The organism is Klebsiella sp. WP4-W18-ESBL-05, from assembly GCF_014169075.1.
In the GTDB taxonomy this organism is placed as follows: domain Bacteria; phylum Pseudomonadota; class Gammaproteobacteria; order Enterobacterales; family Enterobacteriaceae; genus Kluyvera; species Kluyvera ascorbata_B.
In genome coordinates, this window is record NZ_AP022057.1 from 4,892,137 (window position 1) to 4,909,006 (window position 16,870).

Consider the following 16,870-nt stretch of genomic DNA (forward strand, 5'->3'; position numbering starts at 1 on the left):
CTTACGAAACAACGGCCATTATAGGCCCGATAAGCGCAGCGCCATCGGGCAGCAAAGTACACAGGATAACAAGACTATGCAGACCATTACCGATTCCTGGTTCGTCCAGGGCATGATTAAAGCCACCTCAGACGCGTGGTTAAAGGGTTGGGATGAACGCAACGGCGGCAACCTGACGCTGCGTCTGGACGAAGCAGATATCGCGCCGTTCGCCGCTGACTTCCACGCAAAACCGCGCTATATCGCCCTGAGCCAACCGATGCCGATGCTGGCCAACACGCCGTTTATCGTCACGGGCTCCAGCAAATTCTTCCGTAACGTACAGCTCGATCCGTCCGCCAACCTGGGCGTGGTGAAAGTCGATAGCGACGGTGCTGGCTACCATATTCTGTGGGGGCTGACTCACGAAGCCGTCCCCACATCCGAGCTGCCGGCACATTTCCTGTCGCATTGTGAACGTATCAAACTAACCAACGGCAAAGACCGCGTCATCATGCACTGTCACGCGACCAACCTGATCGCACTGACCTACGTGCTGGAAAATGACAGCGCGCTGATCACCCGCAAGCTGTGGGAAGGCAGCACCGAGTGTCTGGTGGTCTTCCCGGACGGCGTTGGCATCCTGCCGTGGATGGTACCGGGTACCGATGAAATCGGCCAGGCAACCGCCGTTGAAATGCGTCAGCATTCTCTGGTGCTGTGGCCGTTCCACGGGGTTTTCGGCAGCGGCCCTACGCTCGACGAAACGTTTGGTCTGATTGATACCGCCGAAAAATCCGCCGAAGTGCTGGTTAAGGTGTACTCAATGGGCGGCATGAAGCAAACCATCACGCAGCAAGAACTGATAGCCCTCGGCCAGCGCTTTGGCGTCACCCCGATGGCCAGCGCGTTGAATCTGTATAAATAAGCACATCGCCTGACCTCCCGCTACAGGGGTCAGGCGCCAGAGCTCATCCCATTAGAAATGGCTTTCATGCTGAGCTAATGGGATAGGTTTTCATCCCCAGTGGCATGACTCTTACTTATTTTCTCCGCCAGAAAGACAACGCCAATCATGCTGAAGGGACGCTGAATTTAACAAAATAGGTATCAAGGAGAAACACCATGAGTTTTATGTTAGCACTGCCAAAAATCAGCCTGCACGGTGCGGGCGCGATTGCCGATATGGTTAATCTGGTCGCGGGTAAACAGTGGGGCAAGGCGCTGATCGTCACCGACGGCCAGTTGGTTAAGCTGGGCCTGCTGGACAGCCTGTTTGCCGCGCTGGACGGCCATAAAATGTCTTATCACCTGTTTGACGAGGTTTTTCCAAACCCCACGGAAGAACTGGTGCAGAAAGGTTATGCAGCCTATCAGGCCGAAGGCTGTGATTACATCATCGCCTTTGGCGGCGGCAGCCCGATCGACACCGCGAAAGCGATTAAAATTCTTACCGCCAACCCGGGCCCGTCTACCGCTTACTCCGGCGTGGGCAAAGTGCTGAACGCGGGCGTACATCTGGTAGCCATCAACACCACCGCCGGTACCGCCGCCGAGATGACCAGCAACGCGGTGATCATCGACACCGTGCGCCAGGTGAAAGAAGTCATTATCGATTCCAATATCATTCCGGACATCGCCGTGGATGACGCCAGCGTGATGCTTGATATCCCCGCCTCTGTTACCGCAGCAACCGGCATGGATGCGCTGACCCACGCGGTTGAAGCGTACGTTTCCGTTGGCGCGCACCCGCTGACCGACGCCAATGCGCTGGAGGCTATCCGCCTGATTACGCTGTGGCTGCCGAAAGCCGTTGATGACGGGCATAACCTGGAAGCGCGCGAGCAAATGGCCTTTGGTCAGTACCTGGCGGGCATGGCGTTCAACAGCGCCGGTCTGGGCCTGGTGCATGCGCTGGCACACCAGCCTGGCGCGACCCACAACCTGCCGCACGGCGTGTGTAACGCCATCCTGCTGCCGATCATCGAAAACTTTAACCGCCCGAACGCGGTAGCGCGTTTTGCTCGCGTCGCGCAGGCGATGGGCGTCGATACCCGCAACATGAGCGACGAAGCGGCCAGTATGGAAGCCATTAATGCTATCCGTCAGCTCAGCGCCCGCGTAGGTATTCCGCAGGGCTTCAGTGCGCTAGGCGTGACCAAAGACGACATCGAGGGATGGCTGGATAAAGCGCTGGCCGACCCCTGCGCACCATGCAACCCGCGTACCGCCAGCCGCGAAGAGGTTCGTGAGCTGTATCTGGAGGCATTATGATTCGCAAAGCCTTTGTGATGCAGGTAAACGCCAACGCACACGAAGAGTACCAGCGTCGCCATAACCCAATCTGGCCGGAACTGGAAGCCGCGTTGAAATCACACGGCGCACACCATTACGCCATTTATCTCGATGAAGCGCGCAGCCTGCTGTTCGCAACTGTGGAAATCGAGTCTGAAGAGCGCTGGAATGCGGTAGCGAATACCGACGTGTGCCAGCGTTGGTGGAAATACATGACCGATGTCATGCCGTCGAACCCGGATAATAGCCCGGTCAGCGCAGAGCTGAAGGACGTGTTTTACCTGGCGTAAGTTAGCGCTATTTGTAGGCCGGATAAGGCGCTAGCCGCCCTCCGGCAATGTGCGCTAAAGAGCCTGATGGCGCCAGGCTTATCAGGCCTACCGAAGAAAAAGGCCTCTGCTTGCAGAGGCCTTTGTTTTTTAGAAGTAGTATTTGAAGCGAACGCGCGCGCCGTAGCGATCGTCGTCGGTGGAGATTTCCTGGTCACTCTGAATTTTAGAGTAATAGGTCCCCAGGTAAATGTTGAAGTTCTGCATATTCATGACGTTTTTAATCCAGTAGGAGGCATGCACGGTATGAATATCGTAAGTGCCTTCCTCCTGAATAATGCAGCTATTCTCACAAACTACGCCTGCAAAATCGCTAATCTTGTTATGTGCGTAGATATAACCCACTTCGAAGTTTTTCCACCAGATGTTGGTGGCAGCAGTAAAGTCATCTTCGTTGTTCGCGTCTAAGTAAGCGGTGTTCAGGTTAAAGATAACGCCGTTATCCGGATCGCCTTTGGTATTATCCCAGGTCATGGTTAAACCATAGCCGGTACGGTCGGACTGATCGACAAACTCACCCTTACTGTTGGTATAGCCGTAGGCGTTGTTCACAACGTTTGCTTCCATCGCCGCAGAGAAGGAAAGTTCAGACGTCGGCTTCCAGTTCACTACCGGACGCAGATAAACAACGTTTTTCTCCTGTTCCATCTTACGACCGTGGTAGGTACGGCCATCGACTTTCACGTTGTCACCATCGGAAAACAGAGTGGTGCCGTCTTCAATCAACGAGTTCAGTTCGAAGTACCAGTCGTCAACCTGCTTACTCATCAGGAAGTTACCGCCCGCATCGGAACGACCGCGGCCTTCTTTCATCATATAGATGTAACCCTGGCCATCGGTGTACAGGTCGTTGGCGGTGTTCCCGGAGTGCTCAACGAAGGTATCCTGATTAAGCGGGAACATATCGGCGGCTTCGAAGCGACCGATTTCAATTTTCCAGTCATTTTCCTGACCGAAGTTAAAGCGCGCATCATCAAGATTCATGCTGCCGTACATATCCGCCAGCGGCTGGATAGAGAAGCCCGCGAACTGGCCGTTATCCATCTTACGCTTACCGTCGAAGCCAATCAGGATACGACCGTCCATATCCCACGTTCCGATGGATTTATCTTCATTCAGCTTGGTGAGCGTGCCGCGGCGGCTTTCACCGTCCATGTTAAATTCCACGTCGCCATAGATTTTCAGATCGCCATAACCCGTTAACTGAAGGTTAGGCATTGCGGCATTTTTCTTGGTTTCATCAGCTGACGTTTGACCATTAACCGGCGTATTGCCTTGAGCGTCCTTAATTTCTTTGATTTCAGCCGCCTGCTGAACCTGCATATCCTGCACTTTCTGCTCGGCCTGGTCAGCGCGGCTCTCCGCCGCTTCCAGGCGAGATTCTAACTGCTCCAGCCGCTGTTCCAACGTCACTTTCGTTGTTTTAGCAAAACCGGTATTGGCCACTAATAATAATCCAATAGCAATTGCTAATGTTGATTTCTTCATTATTTACTTTCCTTGAAATAAAGACTCACTCCAAAACCCCAGAAGAGATTTCGTGCGCACTTGTATTACTGCGATGAATGTTTTTTATAATTTAATTACCAAAGGAAATGCTTCACAAATAAAACACATTCCATGACAAGCACGAGAACACTAGCTAATAAAGTTTAGTCCGTAAATAACGGGCATTAAAAGATCGTGAGCGAGATAACACTGAAAATGAAGAAAATAAACAAGACGGAAAGAAATATAATAGAAAATTATTTATTAAACTTAAAAATAAAAACAATGCATTATTTTCACAATGTATTTATTTAATATCTATGCAGTAACATGTATTACTGCATAGAGACGACATCAGTTCTGCTCAGCGACCAGAATAGCCATCGTATCGGGCTCCAGCGCCTTAAACAGGTGCTCTTCATCTGCGGGATAGCAAATGTAGTCCCCCGCATTCAGCTCCTCCGGCCCGGAGGTTAACCCCACCAGCGCCCTTCCCTGCGTTACGATAATATGCTCAATTGAGCCCGGAGGATGAGGATGAGAGACGCGATCGGCACCCGGCTGCGTAGTCAGCAGGTAAATATCACGCCGTGCGCCCGGCGGGCAGGTCGCCAGCAGCGTCGCCTGATAGTTAGCCTGCTCGGCAATCACTTTGGTACCCTCACCCCGCCGAATAACCTGCGTTTTATTCGGCTGCGGCTCCAGCAGCCGCGCAAACGGAATATCCAGCGCGACGCAAAGCGCCCATAGGGTCTCCAGACTTGGGTTACCGTTGCCTGCTTCAAGCTGCGAAAGCGTAGATTTGGCAATACCGGCACGGCGGGCGATTTCGGCCAACGACAGGCCGGTTCTGGCCCGCTCGCGCACCAGGCTTTTTGCAATCACGCTGATTGGCTGTGTCATACACAACTCCATCGTTTTATATATCGAACGTAACGTTCGCCTTGAACTACCACTTTGATTCGTTCATTATAATGGATATATCGTTCGATATGGTAAATTTACATGTCTGTAAAAATGTTCTCCTGCCTGAAAAGCAGCACGGTGAAAGCCATTTTTCTGGTCTGTCTGGCGGTCGGCGTCGTGGGCGTATCTTACGGCTCGCTCGCGATGGCATACGGTTTTCCGCTGTGGGTTCCACTGCTGCTCTCCGTTTCCGTACTTGCGGGCGCCTCTGAATTTATGTTCATCGGTATTGTGGCCAGCGGCGGTAACCCGCTGGCCGCGGCCGCAGCAGGGCTGTTGGTCAACGCCCGGCATATTCCATTTGGCGTCACCGTGCGCGATCTGGTTGGCCGCCGCGCCGCCGGTTTTATCGGATGCCATATTATGAACGATGAAAGCGTGGTGTTTGGGCTGTCTCAGCCCACGCCCGAACAGCGAAAAGCGGCTTTCTGGCTATGTGGAATGGGCGTTGCGCTATTCTGGCCGCTGGGTGCACTTTTCGGCGCCGCAGTAGGCAAACTGCTGCCCGCCCCGGAAACAATCGGCCTTGATGCCGTGTTCCCGGCCATTTTGCTGGCACTGGTTATTTCCGCGTTTAAGAATCGCACCACGTTGATTCGCGCCTGCAGCGGCGCGGCTATCTCGCTCGCCTGCGTTCCTTTCGCCCCGGTGGGGCTCCCGGTGCTGCTTTCACTATTCGGTCTGCTGGCGAGGAAGAAATAATGGGCAATATGACACTGTTTATCACCGGTATCGCCGTGCTTTCCATTGGCACCTATTTGATGCGCCTGGGAGGCGCAAAGCTGGGCAGCCGCCTGGCCTTTTCCGAACGCTCGCAGGCGCTGCTTTCTGATGCTGCGACGGTGCTGCTTTTCTCGGTCGCGCTGGCCACCACCTTCTATGAAGGTGAGCATTTCGCCGGCATGGCGCGGGTTTTAGGGGTTGGGTTTGCGGTATTTCTGGCCTGGCGTAAAGCACCGTTGATCGTAGTGATTATTGCCGCAGCCGCGGCCACCGCGCTGCTACGTCTGGCAGGTATAAACTAAAAAAGCGCCCCGAGGGCGCTCTTTCGACTGTGGCAAATCGCTTATTTGGTCAGTTCTGCCGTCATGTGCACGCGATTACCGGTGTATGCCTGGGTAATTTTGTATGAGCTTGCACCTGCCTGTTCAGCCTGAGCCGCAATTTTTGCTTCAGCACCGTCGATGGTGGAGGCGGTTGCGGTAACGGTCTGAGCAGCAAAAGTACCGAAGGAAGCGGCAAGAGCCATAACTGCGACAAAAGTTTTGATGCTTTTCATGATATAAACCCTTTCACTTAGTTGTTTAGATAAGGCGTTGTGCCTTGATGTGATAATAGTAGGCCACATCTTGCCCAACTAATAGCGGAAGGATTTGCTGATATCATTCAAATTAATTGATTAAATTTTACACACCTCACGTTCGATCCATTGGTTAACTTCTTCAATATCCAGCGGCTTTTGCTGATCGACGGTCAATACCGCCCCCAGCCTCATGGGCTCAGCGCGCGCAGCCAGTTGCGCCAGTTCCGGTAGATACTCTTCGCCAGGGTGGCCAGAAAGACGTTGCTGTAGCCGCTGCGCATAGCGCGAAACCACCTGCTCAGGAGAGATCGCGTTCCAGATTTCTAATATCTTTTCTACCCCGGCCTGCTGCGTCAGATGCTGCAAAACCTCCCTTGGCTGAAAACCAAACCAGGCATCCATCAACCAGATGCAGCTGGCGGGAGATTGCCCGACTATCGACCACATCGCTTCATAAGCCGCACAACCCAACTGGCGATTAAAAGGCCGATCGATATCGGTAAAGCGTGCCATAAAGGGTTCTTTGATACCGTCGATAGTCAGCAGCGGCAACCCAAACGTTTCTGAGAGCTGGCGAGTCAGCGTGCTTTTCCCCGAAGCGGGAACGCCATTAACCAGAATCACCGTTTTAGCATGGGGTATAAGAGCTCTTTTCATAGCAGCGCAATCACCTCTTCTTTCGAATGTGCCGAACGCAGTCTCGCCATTCGCTCGTCGTTATCCAGCAGCGCCACAATTGCCCGAATCCCCTCTTCAATATGCGCATTACTGTCCTGAGCACCAAACATAATCACAATGTCGGCAGCGTCGCTGTCAGCGAAACGAATGGGTTTTTCCAGTACGACCAGGCTAAAACAGTTACGCTTCACTCCGCATTCCGGGCGGGCATGGGGAATGGCTACGCCTTCCTCAAACACATAATACGCACCATGGCTAAGAGTATTATCAATAACGGCCTGGCCATAATCAGCCGAAATATAGCCTTTTGTCTCCAGCGGGCCAGCGGCCAGGCGGATGACCTGCTGCCAGTCCGACTCCGTCACGCCAACCTGTATGGCATCCGCCTCAATTAAGAGTTCTTTGATCGTCATAGCCACTCCCTAAATATTCCGACGAATAATATTCCGTAAATTATCGATGCGAATAAAAAGTGAATCTATCTGATTACGGTGTGATTGACTTTTCGCATATATCGGTAGCGCCCGGTTATAAACTAACATAAGTGCTTTTTGTATTTCGCCATTATCAGGATGGCCCTGTAGTTCATCCTCCAGCCGGTTTATTTCTGCTGCCAGCTGGTGAGACTGTTCATCATAATCCTGCGGCGGGCTATTTTCTTTTTTCCACAACGTTTTCAAAGATTCAAACATAGCGAGCTCCCCCCTGACGAACTATAGGGCAATAAGAATAGTTAACCAAAGAATAAGGCGCTATTTAAATAAAGCGATTTTTTCCATCAATACCTGTGTAACGGCATTATTTGCCGGGATTAAAAACTTCCTCACGCTATCGTTAACCTTGCCTTTTTCGAACGTGTTCTTACATTGATCAACCCATTGAACGTTCATTTCCGTTCCTACGTTCACTTTATTGATCCCTTCAGTGACGGCGAGCCGCATATCTTCATCGCTCACCCCCGTACCGCCGTGCAACACCAGGGGCACGCCGGTGGCTGCGCTTATTTCTTTCAGGCGCTGATGTTGAATCTCAGCTTTGCCCGTATAGAGACCGTGCACCGTGCCGACGGATACCGCCAGCATATCGACGCGGGTTTCCTCGGCAAAGCGTTTAGCATCTTCCACCGTGGTAAAGCAGATATCCTCCGCCGCAACGGCTTTGCCGTCTTCAGAGCCGCCTATTGCGCCCAGTTCACCCTCGACGGTGATATTTCGCGGTCGCGCCATCTCCACGACTATCCGCGTATTGCCAATATTTTCTTCAAGATCAAGGTGCGAACCGTCGTACATAACCGAAGAAAACCCCGCATCCATGGCGGTTTCAATCGCGCTGATATCCGAACAGTGATCCAGATGCAGGCAGGTAGGCACGTTTTCACTTTCCGCCAGCGAAACAACGGCATCAACCAATAAGCGGTAGCCAAGATATTCTGCGGTACCGGTTGATATTTGAATCATTAACGGGCTATGACTCTTTTGGGCCGCCTTGAAGAAGGCCGGCAGCATTTCAATGCAATGCAGGTTAAAAGAGCCAATTGCTTTGAAATTTCGTTCCTGCGCAATTTTCAGGATATCGTTGAAGTTATACAGACTCATGAACATTTTCCCCTTTCGGCTTAGCTGATTTGCCGTTTACGAACCATGCCAGTGCGGCGACGAAGACAATAAACAGTGCAACAAACAACCAGTTATTCTGGAAAGCATGGCCTAGCACCAGCCCTGAACTGATCACATCAGAATCGCTGAAGGTCACGCCGGTGAAACCATAACTCTCCAGCATCGGTACCAGAATGGCGGGCAGGAAGGTGATAAAGAGGCCGTGTACAACGCCGCCAATCATGGCACCACGGCGTCCCCCCAGCGCATTACCAAACACTCCCGCCGTTCCTCCGGCGAAAAAGTTGGTCAGCAGGCCGGGTAAAATCATCGCCAGGCCAAACATCGGGAAGACCAGCATGCCGATGATGGAGCCAACCGTCGTCGCCAGGAAGCCAACAATCACCGCATTAGGCGCATAAGGAAACAGCACCGGACAATCAAGTGCAGGCTTGGCATCCGGGACGATACGCATCGCAATACCGCGAAACGCAGGCACCAGCTCATTGAGAAGTAAGCGCACGCCGCTGTAGAGAACAAAGACCCCAGCAACAAACTGAATGGACTGCATAAAGGCATACATCAGATAGTTAATGCCGTTGGAAAACTGAGCGATATAGTCAGGACCCGCCGCCAGCGCAGGGATGAGGTACATCGGTACCATGACCACCGCCATGGCGAGGTAAGTATCCTGTAAAAATTTGAAGTTATCAGGCAGCTCAAGGCCTTCGGTAGAACGCGAGCCTTTCCCAACGACCTTCGCCACCGCGGCCTGGACCAGATAGCCGATAGTACAGAAATGCCCCAGCGCCACGTCGTCTGAGCCGGTAATACGCCTGACTACCGGCTGTGCCAGCGCTGGCATTAATACCGCCATCACGCCGCCAAAAATGCCGCCGGTCAGAATCAACGGTAGCCCCGTCAGGCCGGCCTTATAGCCAATCACCGCGCCGATGGTCGCCATCCACAGCAGGGCCTGGCCGGTCAGGAAGATATATTTCAGCGGCGTCAGGCGCGCAATAATGATGTTAACGGCAAAAATAACCATTAACGTCAATGCGACTTCGGACCCAAGCTCTCGATTCGCCAGACCGGCAATGGCGGCAACATCGGTAATATAGCCTTTCATGCCAAAACCCTGGGTGAAGATATCATTCAGGAACGTTAACGTGGCGACAATAATGTTTATTCCCGCCATCATAATTAAAAAACCTAACAGCGTTTTAAACGTCCCTTCCGCCGTCTTGCCCGGCGATTTTTTCTGTAAGATCAGACCCAGCATTGCAATAAAGGCGATCAGTATCGAAGCCTGGCCGAGCAAATCTTTAACGATAAACTCAACGAAACTATTCATAATCGGCTACCTGTAAATTACGCTCATTTAAAAAAGCAACAATCTTTCTCTCAACCTCATCTTTGTCAGTCAATTTATTTAATATTACGACTCGTTTGATCTCTTCCTCACTGGCGTCAGCCGTTAAAATATCAGCAAACGTTTTCTGGGTCAGGATCATGTCAGACTTAAATGCGCCAGCCTCAGAAACAGTGGTATGTTCAATATGCGCAGGAATTTCCAGTTTTTTTAAGACAGCTTTCGCCGTCATTTCAATAGCAAAGCTTGAACCGAGGCCGCAGCCACATACGCAAAGAATTTTAAGCATGTAGGGTCTCCTCAAATAATATTGAGTTGTTTGGCAAGTTTGTAATAGTGTCCTTCGGTATCAACCAGACGTTTTTTCATACTAAGAAGATCGATCGGAATAGGTTTATTGCTGGAGTTAATAATAATGGCTTTATTTTTCATCCCTGATTGAATGCAACGTACCACCTCGCTGGCCATAATCGTACCCTGATAAATTTCTTCACAGGTAGGATCGCCGTTACGCAAGCCGTAGCCGACAATCGTCTTACGAACGCGTACGCCAATACGTGGTTCAAGCTGCTTGATCATCGTATCAATGGCGCCCTGAAATCCGGGGGAGTACTCCCGCGTGTAGCCTTCGGAGCATAAAATAATGACGCTATTCTGCTCTACCAGCTTTTGCTTCACGCGCTCGGCGAGCACATCCAGCGGTATTTGTGACTCCGGAATTAGAGCGATATCAGCATTACTTTTAATTGCAGACTGTAAGGTTAATTCACCACAGTAGCCCCCTAATATTTCGACCATAAATACGCGACCAGGAAGTGCTCTTCCGGTGTTTCGCAGTCGTGAAACCTCCTTAATAATCTGCTCACAGGCAGTGGAGAAGCCGATCGTATAGTCACTACCGTAAACATCATTATCGATAGTCATACCAACGCCAAAGCAGTTAATATCAAACTCGCTTAGCGTATTGAGAAATTGCAAACTTCCATCGCCTCCAGCCATGATCAGCACATCAAGACGTAATGATTTTATTTTTCTGGCAATAACCTCATATTCACTACGCTGAAGCTTACGACTGGTTCGCCCAGAAGCAATAATTGGAATGGACGCGATAGAGAAATCAATCAGGTCGCGCAAGGCAATCTCATGATGATTTTTTTCTAGCAGACCGGGTATCCCGCCATTAAATAGCGTGATCTGCGCATTGGCGAGCCTGGCAATCTGGAAAATAAAATTATTAATACCAGAGACATCTCCACCGCTAATGACAATACCAATTTTCATCTTCTGCCCTCACGCTTCCCCGTGAAAACATTTTTCCCTGACTTCAAGGTTCTTATTTGCAATGAAGATCACAAAATAAGGATAATTTAGACCCATTCAAACATTGACGTGTGCTCAATGGAGATGATTTTTGTGATTAAAATCTCATTTTAAAAGTGAGATCTTTTTAACAGTTATTATTTTAAATCTTTAATTATCAATGAGTTGTTTTTGCAGATAATAACCATTATTTGCGCAATGATTTAGCAAACCTGAAGGGGAAATATACGATAAAGGAAATGTGATAAATATCGCTTTTTTTTACGCAAAGGAGGAGGAGGAGACAAGCGCCTGCATGACGCTAAAAAAGAAAAAAGCGCCCCCGGGGCGCTCTTTCGACTGTGGCATATCGCTTATTTGGTCAGTTCTGCCGTCATGTGCACGCGATTACCGGTGTATGCCTGGGTAATTTTGTATGAGCTTGCACCTGCCTGTTCAGCCTGAGCCGCAATTTTTGCTTCAGCACCGTCGATGGTGGAAGCGGTTGCGGTAACGGTCTGGGCAGCAAAAGTACCGAAGGAAGCGGCAAGAGCCATAACTGCGACAAAAGTTTTGATGCTTTTCATGATATAAACCCTTTCACTTAGTTGTCTGGATAAGGCGTTTTGCCTTGATGTGATAAATAATAGGTCACATCTCGATCAACAAAAAGCGGAATGATTTGCTGTTCTCATTCAAATTAATTGATTTATTTTCACACATCGAACTATTAGTTAACATCTTCACTTCCAACCCCCCTTGTCGACGGACGGCAAGCGACTGTCGGTGGCACAAGCTGGGCTTAATCATTTTCAACCGCAGGCCAAAAGCGCCCGGGTCATTTGCATAACGCCCCGTCAGAAACAAAAAAAGCGCCCCGAGGGCGCTCTTTCGACTGTGGCGTATCGCTTATTTGGTCAGTTCTGCCGTCATGTGCACGCGATTACCGGTGTATGCCTGGGTAATTTTGTATGAGCTTGCACCTGCCTGTTCAGCCTGAGCCGCAATTTTTGCTTCAGCGCCGTCGATGGTGGAGGCGGTTGCGGTAACGGTCTGGGCAGCAAAAGTACCGAAGGAAGCGGCAAGAGCCATAACTGCGACAAAAGTTTTGATGCTTTTCATGATATAAACCCTTTCACTTAGTTGTTTGGATAAGGCGTTGTGCCTTGATGTGATAAATAATAGGTCACATCTTGATCAACAAAAAGCGGAAGGATTTGTTGTTCTCACTCAAAAATACTGATTAATATTTAACCGCCAATTAAACGCTGCGGATGGGTATAAATCGTTGCCCTTCCCGGCTTACAGAACCCGACCAATGTCAGGTTGCAGCGCTCGGCCACTTCGACCGCCAGCGTGGTGGCGGCAGAAACGGCAAACAGAATTTCGACGCCGCACATGGCGGATTTCTGCACCATTTCATAGCTGGCGCGACTGGAAACGAGCGCCGCCCCCTTCTGCCAAAGCGCCCCTTCTTTTGCCCGGTGGCCCAGCAGTTTATCCAGCGCAACGTGGCGGCCAACATCTTCATGGCCGCCCACCAGCTCACCGGACGGCATCACCCACGCAGCCGCGTGAGTACAGCCCGTTTCACGGCCTACCGGCTGAACGTCATTTAAGTGCCTTAGCGCCCAATCGAGATGGGCCAGATCGAAAGTCTGGCTAAACGGCAGCGGCTTGATAGGTTTGCCGATATCGTTGAGCTGTTCGACGCCGCACACGCCGCAGCCTGTGCGCCCGGCCAACGCGCGGCGGCGCTCTTTTAGCCCCATAAAGCGACGGCTGGAGAGCTCGATGCGAACCTCCATACCGTTACAAGCAGGCACAACATCCATACCGAAGATTTCACGCGGATGTTCAATGATGCCTTCCGACAGCGAAAAGCCAATGGCGAACGCTTCCAGATCTTTTGGCGTCGCCATCATGACCACGTGTGAAATGCCGTTGTAGACCAGCGCAACGGGAACTTCTTCAGCAAGAATATCCATGGTGGGTTGCATAATCTGTGGCCTTCTGAAGACGGTACGCTCGGCTGCGCCAACCAGCTGCAACGAGGTGTCGACTTCTTCATTAACATTAAACACGGCAAATACTCTGAACGGCGAAAAATAAGGGACGTCTATTCCATCACAACATGAGGGAATTGAGGCTTATTATGGATCAACTTTGTGCTGCAAAAACGCTCAGCCTCATATTATTTCGCCGCATATTGCTACAAATTGCCGGACAAAACCAGAACTAACCCCTTGTAGTTATCGCCGTTAGCGCCGCGAAAAAATCCGTTTATATTTAGATGAAATCGTGATCAACATCACAGTTCATTGTTAATACCTGCAAAATCCATTCACCTGTCATTAACCGCATTGGAACAAGCCTACCGATATTGTGGTATTCTGATTTAAAGCCCTCCAGGAACTGAGGGCATCGCATTATTCAGCATCTTTGCCACTCGTTGGCGAAGAACAACTACAAGCAATGACAATGTCGAAACAAGGAGCTAACCATGCAGGTCAGCAGAAGGCAGTTCTTTAAGATCTGCGCTGGCGGTATGGCAGGAACCACGGCAGCAGCCCTGGGCTTTGCCCCAGGCATCGCACTCGCGGAAACACGGCAGTATAAATTGCTGCGTACCCGTGAAACCCGTAACACCTGCACTTACTGCTCTGTCGGCTGTGGGCTTTTAATGTATAGCCTCGGCGACGGCGCAAAAAACGCGAAGGCCTCAATTTTCCACATCGAAGGGGATCCGGATCACCCGGTAAACCGCGGTGCGCTGTGCCCGAAAGGCGCAGGTCTGGTGGACTTTATCCATTCAGAAAGCCGTTTAAAATATCCTGAATATCGCGCGCCAGGCTCCGACAAATGGCAGAAAATCAGCTGGGACGACGCGTTCGATCGCATCGCGAAGCTGATGAAAGCCGACCGTGACGCCAACTTTATTGAGAAAAACGATGCCGGCACCACCGTCAACCGTTGGCTGACCACCGGTATGCTGTGCGCCTCTGCATCCAGTAACGAAACCGGTTTTTTAACGCAGAAATTCACCCGCGCGCTGGGTATGCTCGCGGTCGACAACCAGGCGCGTGTCTGACACGGACCAACGGTAGCAAGTCTTGCTCCAACATTTGGTCGCGGTGCGATGACCAACCACTGGGTCGACATCAAGAACGCCAACCTCATCGTGGTGATGGGCGGTAATGCCGCAGAAGCACACCCGGTCGGGTTCCGCTGGGCGATGGAAGCCAAAATTCACAACGGCGCGAAGCTGATTGTGATCGATCCTCGTTTTACGCGAACCGCATCAGTGGCGGATTTCTACGCCCCTATTCGCTCCGGTACTGACATTACTTTCCTGTCAGGCGTCATGCTGTACCTGCTGAATAACGAAAAATTCAACCGCGAATACACCGAGGCCTATACCAACGCCAGCCTTATCGTGCGCGAAGATTTTAGCTTCGATGACGGTCTGTTCAGCGGCTATGACCCGGAAGCCCGTAAGTACGATAAAACGTCGTGGAACTACGAGCTGGACGAAAACGGTCACGCCAAACGCGATACCACCCTCACCCACCCGCGCTGCGTCTGGAACCTGCTGAAACAGCATATTTCCCGCTATACACCTGACGTGGTTGAGCAGATTTGCGGTACGCCGAAAGCGGACTTCCTGAAAGTCTGTGAATACATCGCAGAAACCAGCGCTCACGATAAAACCGCCTCGTTCCTGTATGCATTGGGCTGGACGCAGCACTCCGTCGGCGCGCAGAACATTCGCACCATGGCGATGATTCAGCTGCTGCTCGGCAACATGGGGATGGCAGGCGGCGGCGTGAACGCCCTGCGCGGCCACTCCAACATTCAGGGCCTGACTGACCTTGGCCTGCTGTCACAAAGCCTGCCGGGCTATATGACGCTGCCAAGCGAGAAACAGGCCGACCTGCAAACCTACCTCGCCGCCAACACGCCAAAACCGCTGCTGGACGGGCAGGTGAACTACTGGGGCAACTACCCGAAATTCTTCGTCTCAATGATGAAGACCTTCTACGGTGATAAAGCAACGGCGGAAAATAGCTGGGGCTTTGACTGGCTGCCGAAGTGGGACAAAGGGTACGACGTGCTGCAGTACTTCGAGATGATGAACCAGGGCAAGGTCAACGGCTATATCTGCCAGGGCTTTAACCCGGTCGCCTCATTCCCGAACAAGAATAAGATTGTCGCGTCACTGTCGAAACTGAAGTTCCTGGTGACTATCGATCCACTCAATACCGAGACATCAACCTTCTGGCAGAACCACGGTGAATCGAACGATGTCGATCCATCGAAAATTCAGACGGAAGTGTTCCGTCTGCCATCGACCTGCTTCGCTGAGGAGAACGGTTCTATCGTCAACTCCGGTCGCTGGCTGCAGTGGCACTGGAAAGGCGCCGATGCCCCGGGGGATGCGGTGACTGACGGTGAGATCCTGGCCGGTATTTTCTTGCGCCTGCGTAAGATGTACGCCGAAGAAGGCGGCCCGGTTCCTGAGCAGGTTCTCAACATGAGTTGGAACTACTCAACGCCGGAAGAACCTGCGTCTGAGGAAGTGGCGATGGAGAGCAACGGTAAAGCGCTGGCCGATATTATCGACCCGGCGACCGGTGCGGTTATCGTCAAAAAAGGGCAGCAACTGAGCTCGTTCGCACAGCTTCGCGATGACGGTACGACCGCTAGCGGCTGCTGGATCTTTGCCGGTAGCTGGACGCCGGAAGGTAACCAGATGGCGCGTCGCGATAACGCCGACCCGTCAGGCCTGGGTAACACGCTGGGCTGGGCCTGGGCCTGGCCGCTTAACCGCCGTATTCTCTATAACCGTGCTTCCGCTGACCCGCAGGGCAACCCGTGGGATCCAAAACGCCAGCTCCTGAAATGGGACGGTGCGAAATGGGGCGGCGTGGACATTCCGGACTACAGTACCGCGGCGCCGGGCAGCAACGTCGGGCCGTTCATCATGCAGCCGGAAGGGATGGGGCGTCTGTTCGCCCTCGATAAGATGGCCGAAGGTCCGTTCCCGGAACACTACGAGCCGTTTGAAACACCGCTGGGAACTAACCCACTGCACCCGAACGTGGTTTCTAACCCTGCCGCCCGTATCTTTAAAGGCGACAAGGAAGCGTTGGGCAAAGCGGAGAAATTCCCGTATGTCGGCACCACTTATCGTCTGACCGAGCACTTCCACTACTGGACCAAGCATGCGTTGCTTAACGCCATCGCCCAGCCGGAACAGTTTGTGGAAATCGGTGAAAAGCTGGCAGATAAGCTCGGCATCGCCCATGGCGATACCGTGAAGGTCTCCTCTAACCGCGGCTATATTAAAGCCAAGGCGGTGGTGACCAAGCGTATCCGCACGCTGAAAGTAGACGGCAAGGATATCGATACCATCGGTATTCCAATTCACTGGGGCTACGAAGGCGTGGCGAAGAAAGGCTTTATTGCCAATACGTTAACGCCATTCGTCGGTGATGCGAACACGCAGACGCCGGAATTTAAGTCCTTCCTCGTGAACGTGGAAAAGGTGTAACGGAGACGACCT

Annotated in this window: 19 protein-coding genes; 6 read left to right on the forward strand and 13 right to left on the reverse strand. The window is 51.8% G+C overall.

The window, feature by feature from the left end:
- The first annotated feature begins 76 nt into the window (after positions 1-76).
- From rhaD to rhaM, 3 genes are all read left to right on the forward strand, one after another.
- On the forward strand, positions 77-907 hold the full coding sequence (gene rhaD / locus H7R58_RS23280; RefSeq protein ID WP_182929730.1) for a rhamnulose-1-phosphate aldolase: 831 nt from the start codon (positions 77-79) through the stop codon (positions 905-907).
- 197 nt (positions 908-1,104) lie between these two features.
- Complete coding sequence (gene fucO, locus H7R58_RS23285; protein WP_182929731.1) at positions 1,105-2,253, forward strand: lactaldehyde reductase; 1,149 nt, start codon at positions 1,105-1,107, stop codon at positions 2,251-2,253.
- Positions 2,250-2,564, forward strand: coding sequence for an L-rhamnose mutarotase (rhaM, locus tag H7R58_RS23290; protein WP_106929315.1), 315 nt, complete (start codon positions 2,250-2,252; stop codon positions 2,562-2,564). Before fucO ends, rhaM begins: the two co-directional genes overlap by 4 nt.
- 129 nt (positions 2,565-2,693) lie before the next feature.
- Here rhaM and H7R58_RS23295 read toward each other — a convergent pair whose 3' ends face one another.
- On the reverse strand, positions 2,694-4,091 hold the full coding sequence (locus H7R58_RS23295) for a carbohydrate porin (protein WP_106929311.1): 1,398 nt from the start codon (positions 4,089-4,091) through the stop codon (positions 2,694-2,696).
- Between the two features lie 354 nt (positions 4,092-4,445).
- Positions 4,446-4,994 (reverse strand): helix-turn-helix domain-containing protein, encoded by a 549-nt coding sequence (locus tag H7R58_RS23300; RefSeq protein WP_106929309.1) that lies wholly within the window; start codon positions 4,992-4,994, stop codon positions 4,446-4,448.
- A 114-nt stretch (positions 4,995-5,108) separates the two neighbouring features.
- On the opposite strand from H7R58_RS23300, the gene H7R58_RS23305 reads away from it, so the two are divergent.
- Positions 5,109-5,759, forward strand: a complete 651-nt coding sequence (locus tag H7R58_RS23305) for an AzlC family ABC transporter permease (RefSeq protein ID WP_413774323.1) — start codon at positions 5,109-5,111, stop codon at positions 5,757-5,759.
- Positions 5,759-6,082: an AzlD domain-containing protein gene (locus H7R58_RS23310; RefSeq protein WP_182934537.1), complete on the forward strand. Its 324-nt coding sequence runs from the start codon at positions 5,759-5,761 to the stop codon at positions 6,080-6,082. The genes H7R58_RS23305 and H7R58_RS23310 overlap by 1 nt, the downstream gene beginning before the upstream one ends.
- Positions 6,083-6,123: 41 nt before the next feature.
- On the opposite strand, the gene H7R58_RS23315 is transcribed toward H7R58_RS23310, so the two are convergent.
- The 11 genes from H7R58_RS23315 to fdhD form a co-directional block, all read right to left on the reverse strand.
- Positions 6,124-6,336 (reverse strand): YdgH/BhsA/McbA family protein, encoded by a 213-nt coding sequence (locus H7R58_RS23315; protein WP_106929291.1) that lies wholly within the window; start codon positions 6,334-6,336, stop codon positions 6,124-6,126.
- A 120-nt stretch (positions 6,337-6,456) separates the two neighbouring features.
- Positions 6,457-7,017, reverse strand: a complete 561-nt coding sequence (locus tag H7R58_RS23320; RefSeq protein ID WP_182934538.1) for a P-loop nucleotide/nucleoside kinase family protein — start codon at positions 7,015-7,017, stop codon at positions 6,457-6,459.
- A complete protein-coding gene (locus tag H7R58_RS23325) occupies positions 7,014-7,451 on the reverse strand; it encodes a PTS sugar transporter subunit IIA (protein ID WP_182934539.1) in 438 nt (145 codons plus the stop codon). Before H7R58_RS23325 ends, H7R58_RS23320 begins: the two co-directional genes overlap by 4 nt.
- 9 nt (positions 7,452-7,460) lie before the next feature.
- Entirely contained in the window at positions 7,461-7,730 is a 270-nt protein-coding gene (locus H7R58_RS23330) for a hypothetical protein (RefSeq protein WP_106929300.1), read from the reverse strand.
- A 60-nt stretch (positions 7,731-7,790) separates the two neighbouring features.
- Positions 7,791-8,633, reverse strand: coding sequence for a class II fructose-bisphosphate aldolase (locus H7R58_RS23335; RefSeq protein WP_106929298.1), 843 nt, complete (start codon positions 8,631-8,633; stop codon positions 7,791-7,793).
- Positions 8,620-9,987 (reverse strand): PTS sugar transporter subunit IIC, encoded by a 1,368-nt coding sequence (locus H7R58_RS23340; RefSeq protein WP_182934540.1) that lies wholly within the window; start codon positions 9,985-9,987, stop codon positions 8,620-8,622. Before H7R58_RS23340 ends, H7R58_RS23335 begins: the two co-directional genes overlap by 14 nt.
- Entirely contained in the window at positions 9,980-10,294 is a 315-nt protein-coding gene (locus H7R58_RS23345) for a PTS sugar transporter subunit IIB (protein ID WP_106929294.1), read from the reverse strand. The genes H7R58_RS23340 and H7R58_RS23345 overlap by 8 nt, the downstream gene beginning before the upstream one ends.
- An 11-nt stretch (positions 10,295-10,305) precedes the next feature.
- Positions 10,306-11,286 carry a 6-phosphofructokinase gene (locus H7R58_RS23350; protein ID WP_106929292.1) on the reverse strand — a complete coding sequence of 327 codons (981 nt, stop codon included), beginning with the start codon at positions 11,284-11,286 and terminating at the stop codon, positions 10,306-10,308.
- A gap of 392 nt (positions 11,287-11,678) precedes the next feature.
- Positions 11,679-11,891, reverse strand: a complete 213-nt coding sequence (locus tag H7R58_RS23355; RefSeq protein WP_106929291.1) for a YdgH/BhsA/McbA family protein — start codon at positions 11,889-11,891, stop codon at positions 11,679-11,681.
- A gap of 322 nt (positions 11,892-12,213) precedes the next feature.
- On the reverse strand, positions 12,214-12,426 hold the full coding sequence (locus H7R58_RS23360) for a YdgH/BhsA/McbA family protein (protein WP_106929291.1): 213 nt from the start codon (positions 12,424-12,426) through the stop codon (positions 12,214-12,216).
- Positions 12,427-12,554: 128 nt separating this feature from the next.
- The gene (gene fdhD / locus H7R58_RS23365) at positions 12,555-13,349 is read right to left on the reverse strand and encodes a formate dehydrogenase accessory sulfurtransferase FdhD (RefSeq protein WP_374956754.1); all 795 of its coding nucleotides are present in this window, start codon (positions 13,347-13,349) and stop codon (positions 12,555-12,557) included.
- A 458-nt stretch (positions 13,350-13,807) separates the two neighbouring features.
- On the opposite strand from fdhD, the gene fdnG reads away from it, so the two are divergent.
- The gene (gene fdnG, locus H7R58_RS23370; RefSeq protein ID WP_182929733.1) at positions 13,808-16,858 is read left to right on the forward strand and encodes a formate dehydrogenase-N subunit alpha; all 3,051 of its coding nucleotides are present in this window, start codon (positions 13,808-13,810) and stop codon (positions 16,856-16,858) included.
- The last annotated feature ends 12 nt before the right edge of the window (positions 16,859-16,870 follow it).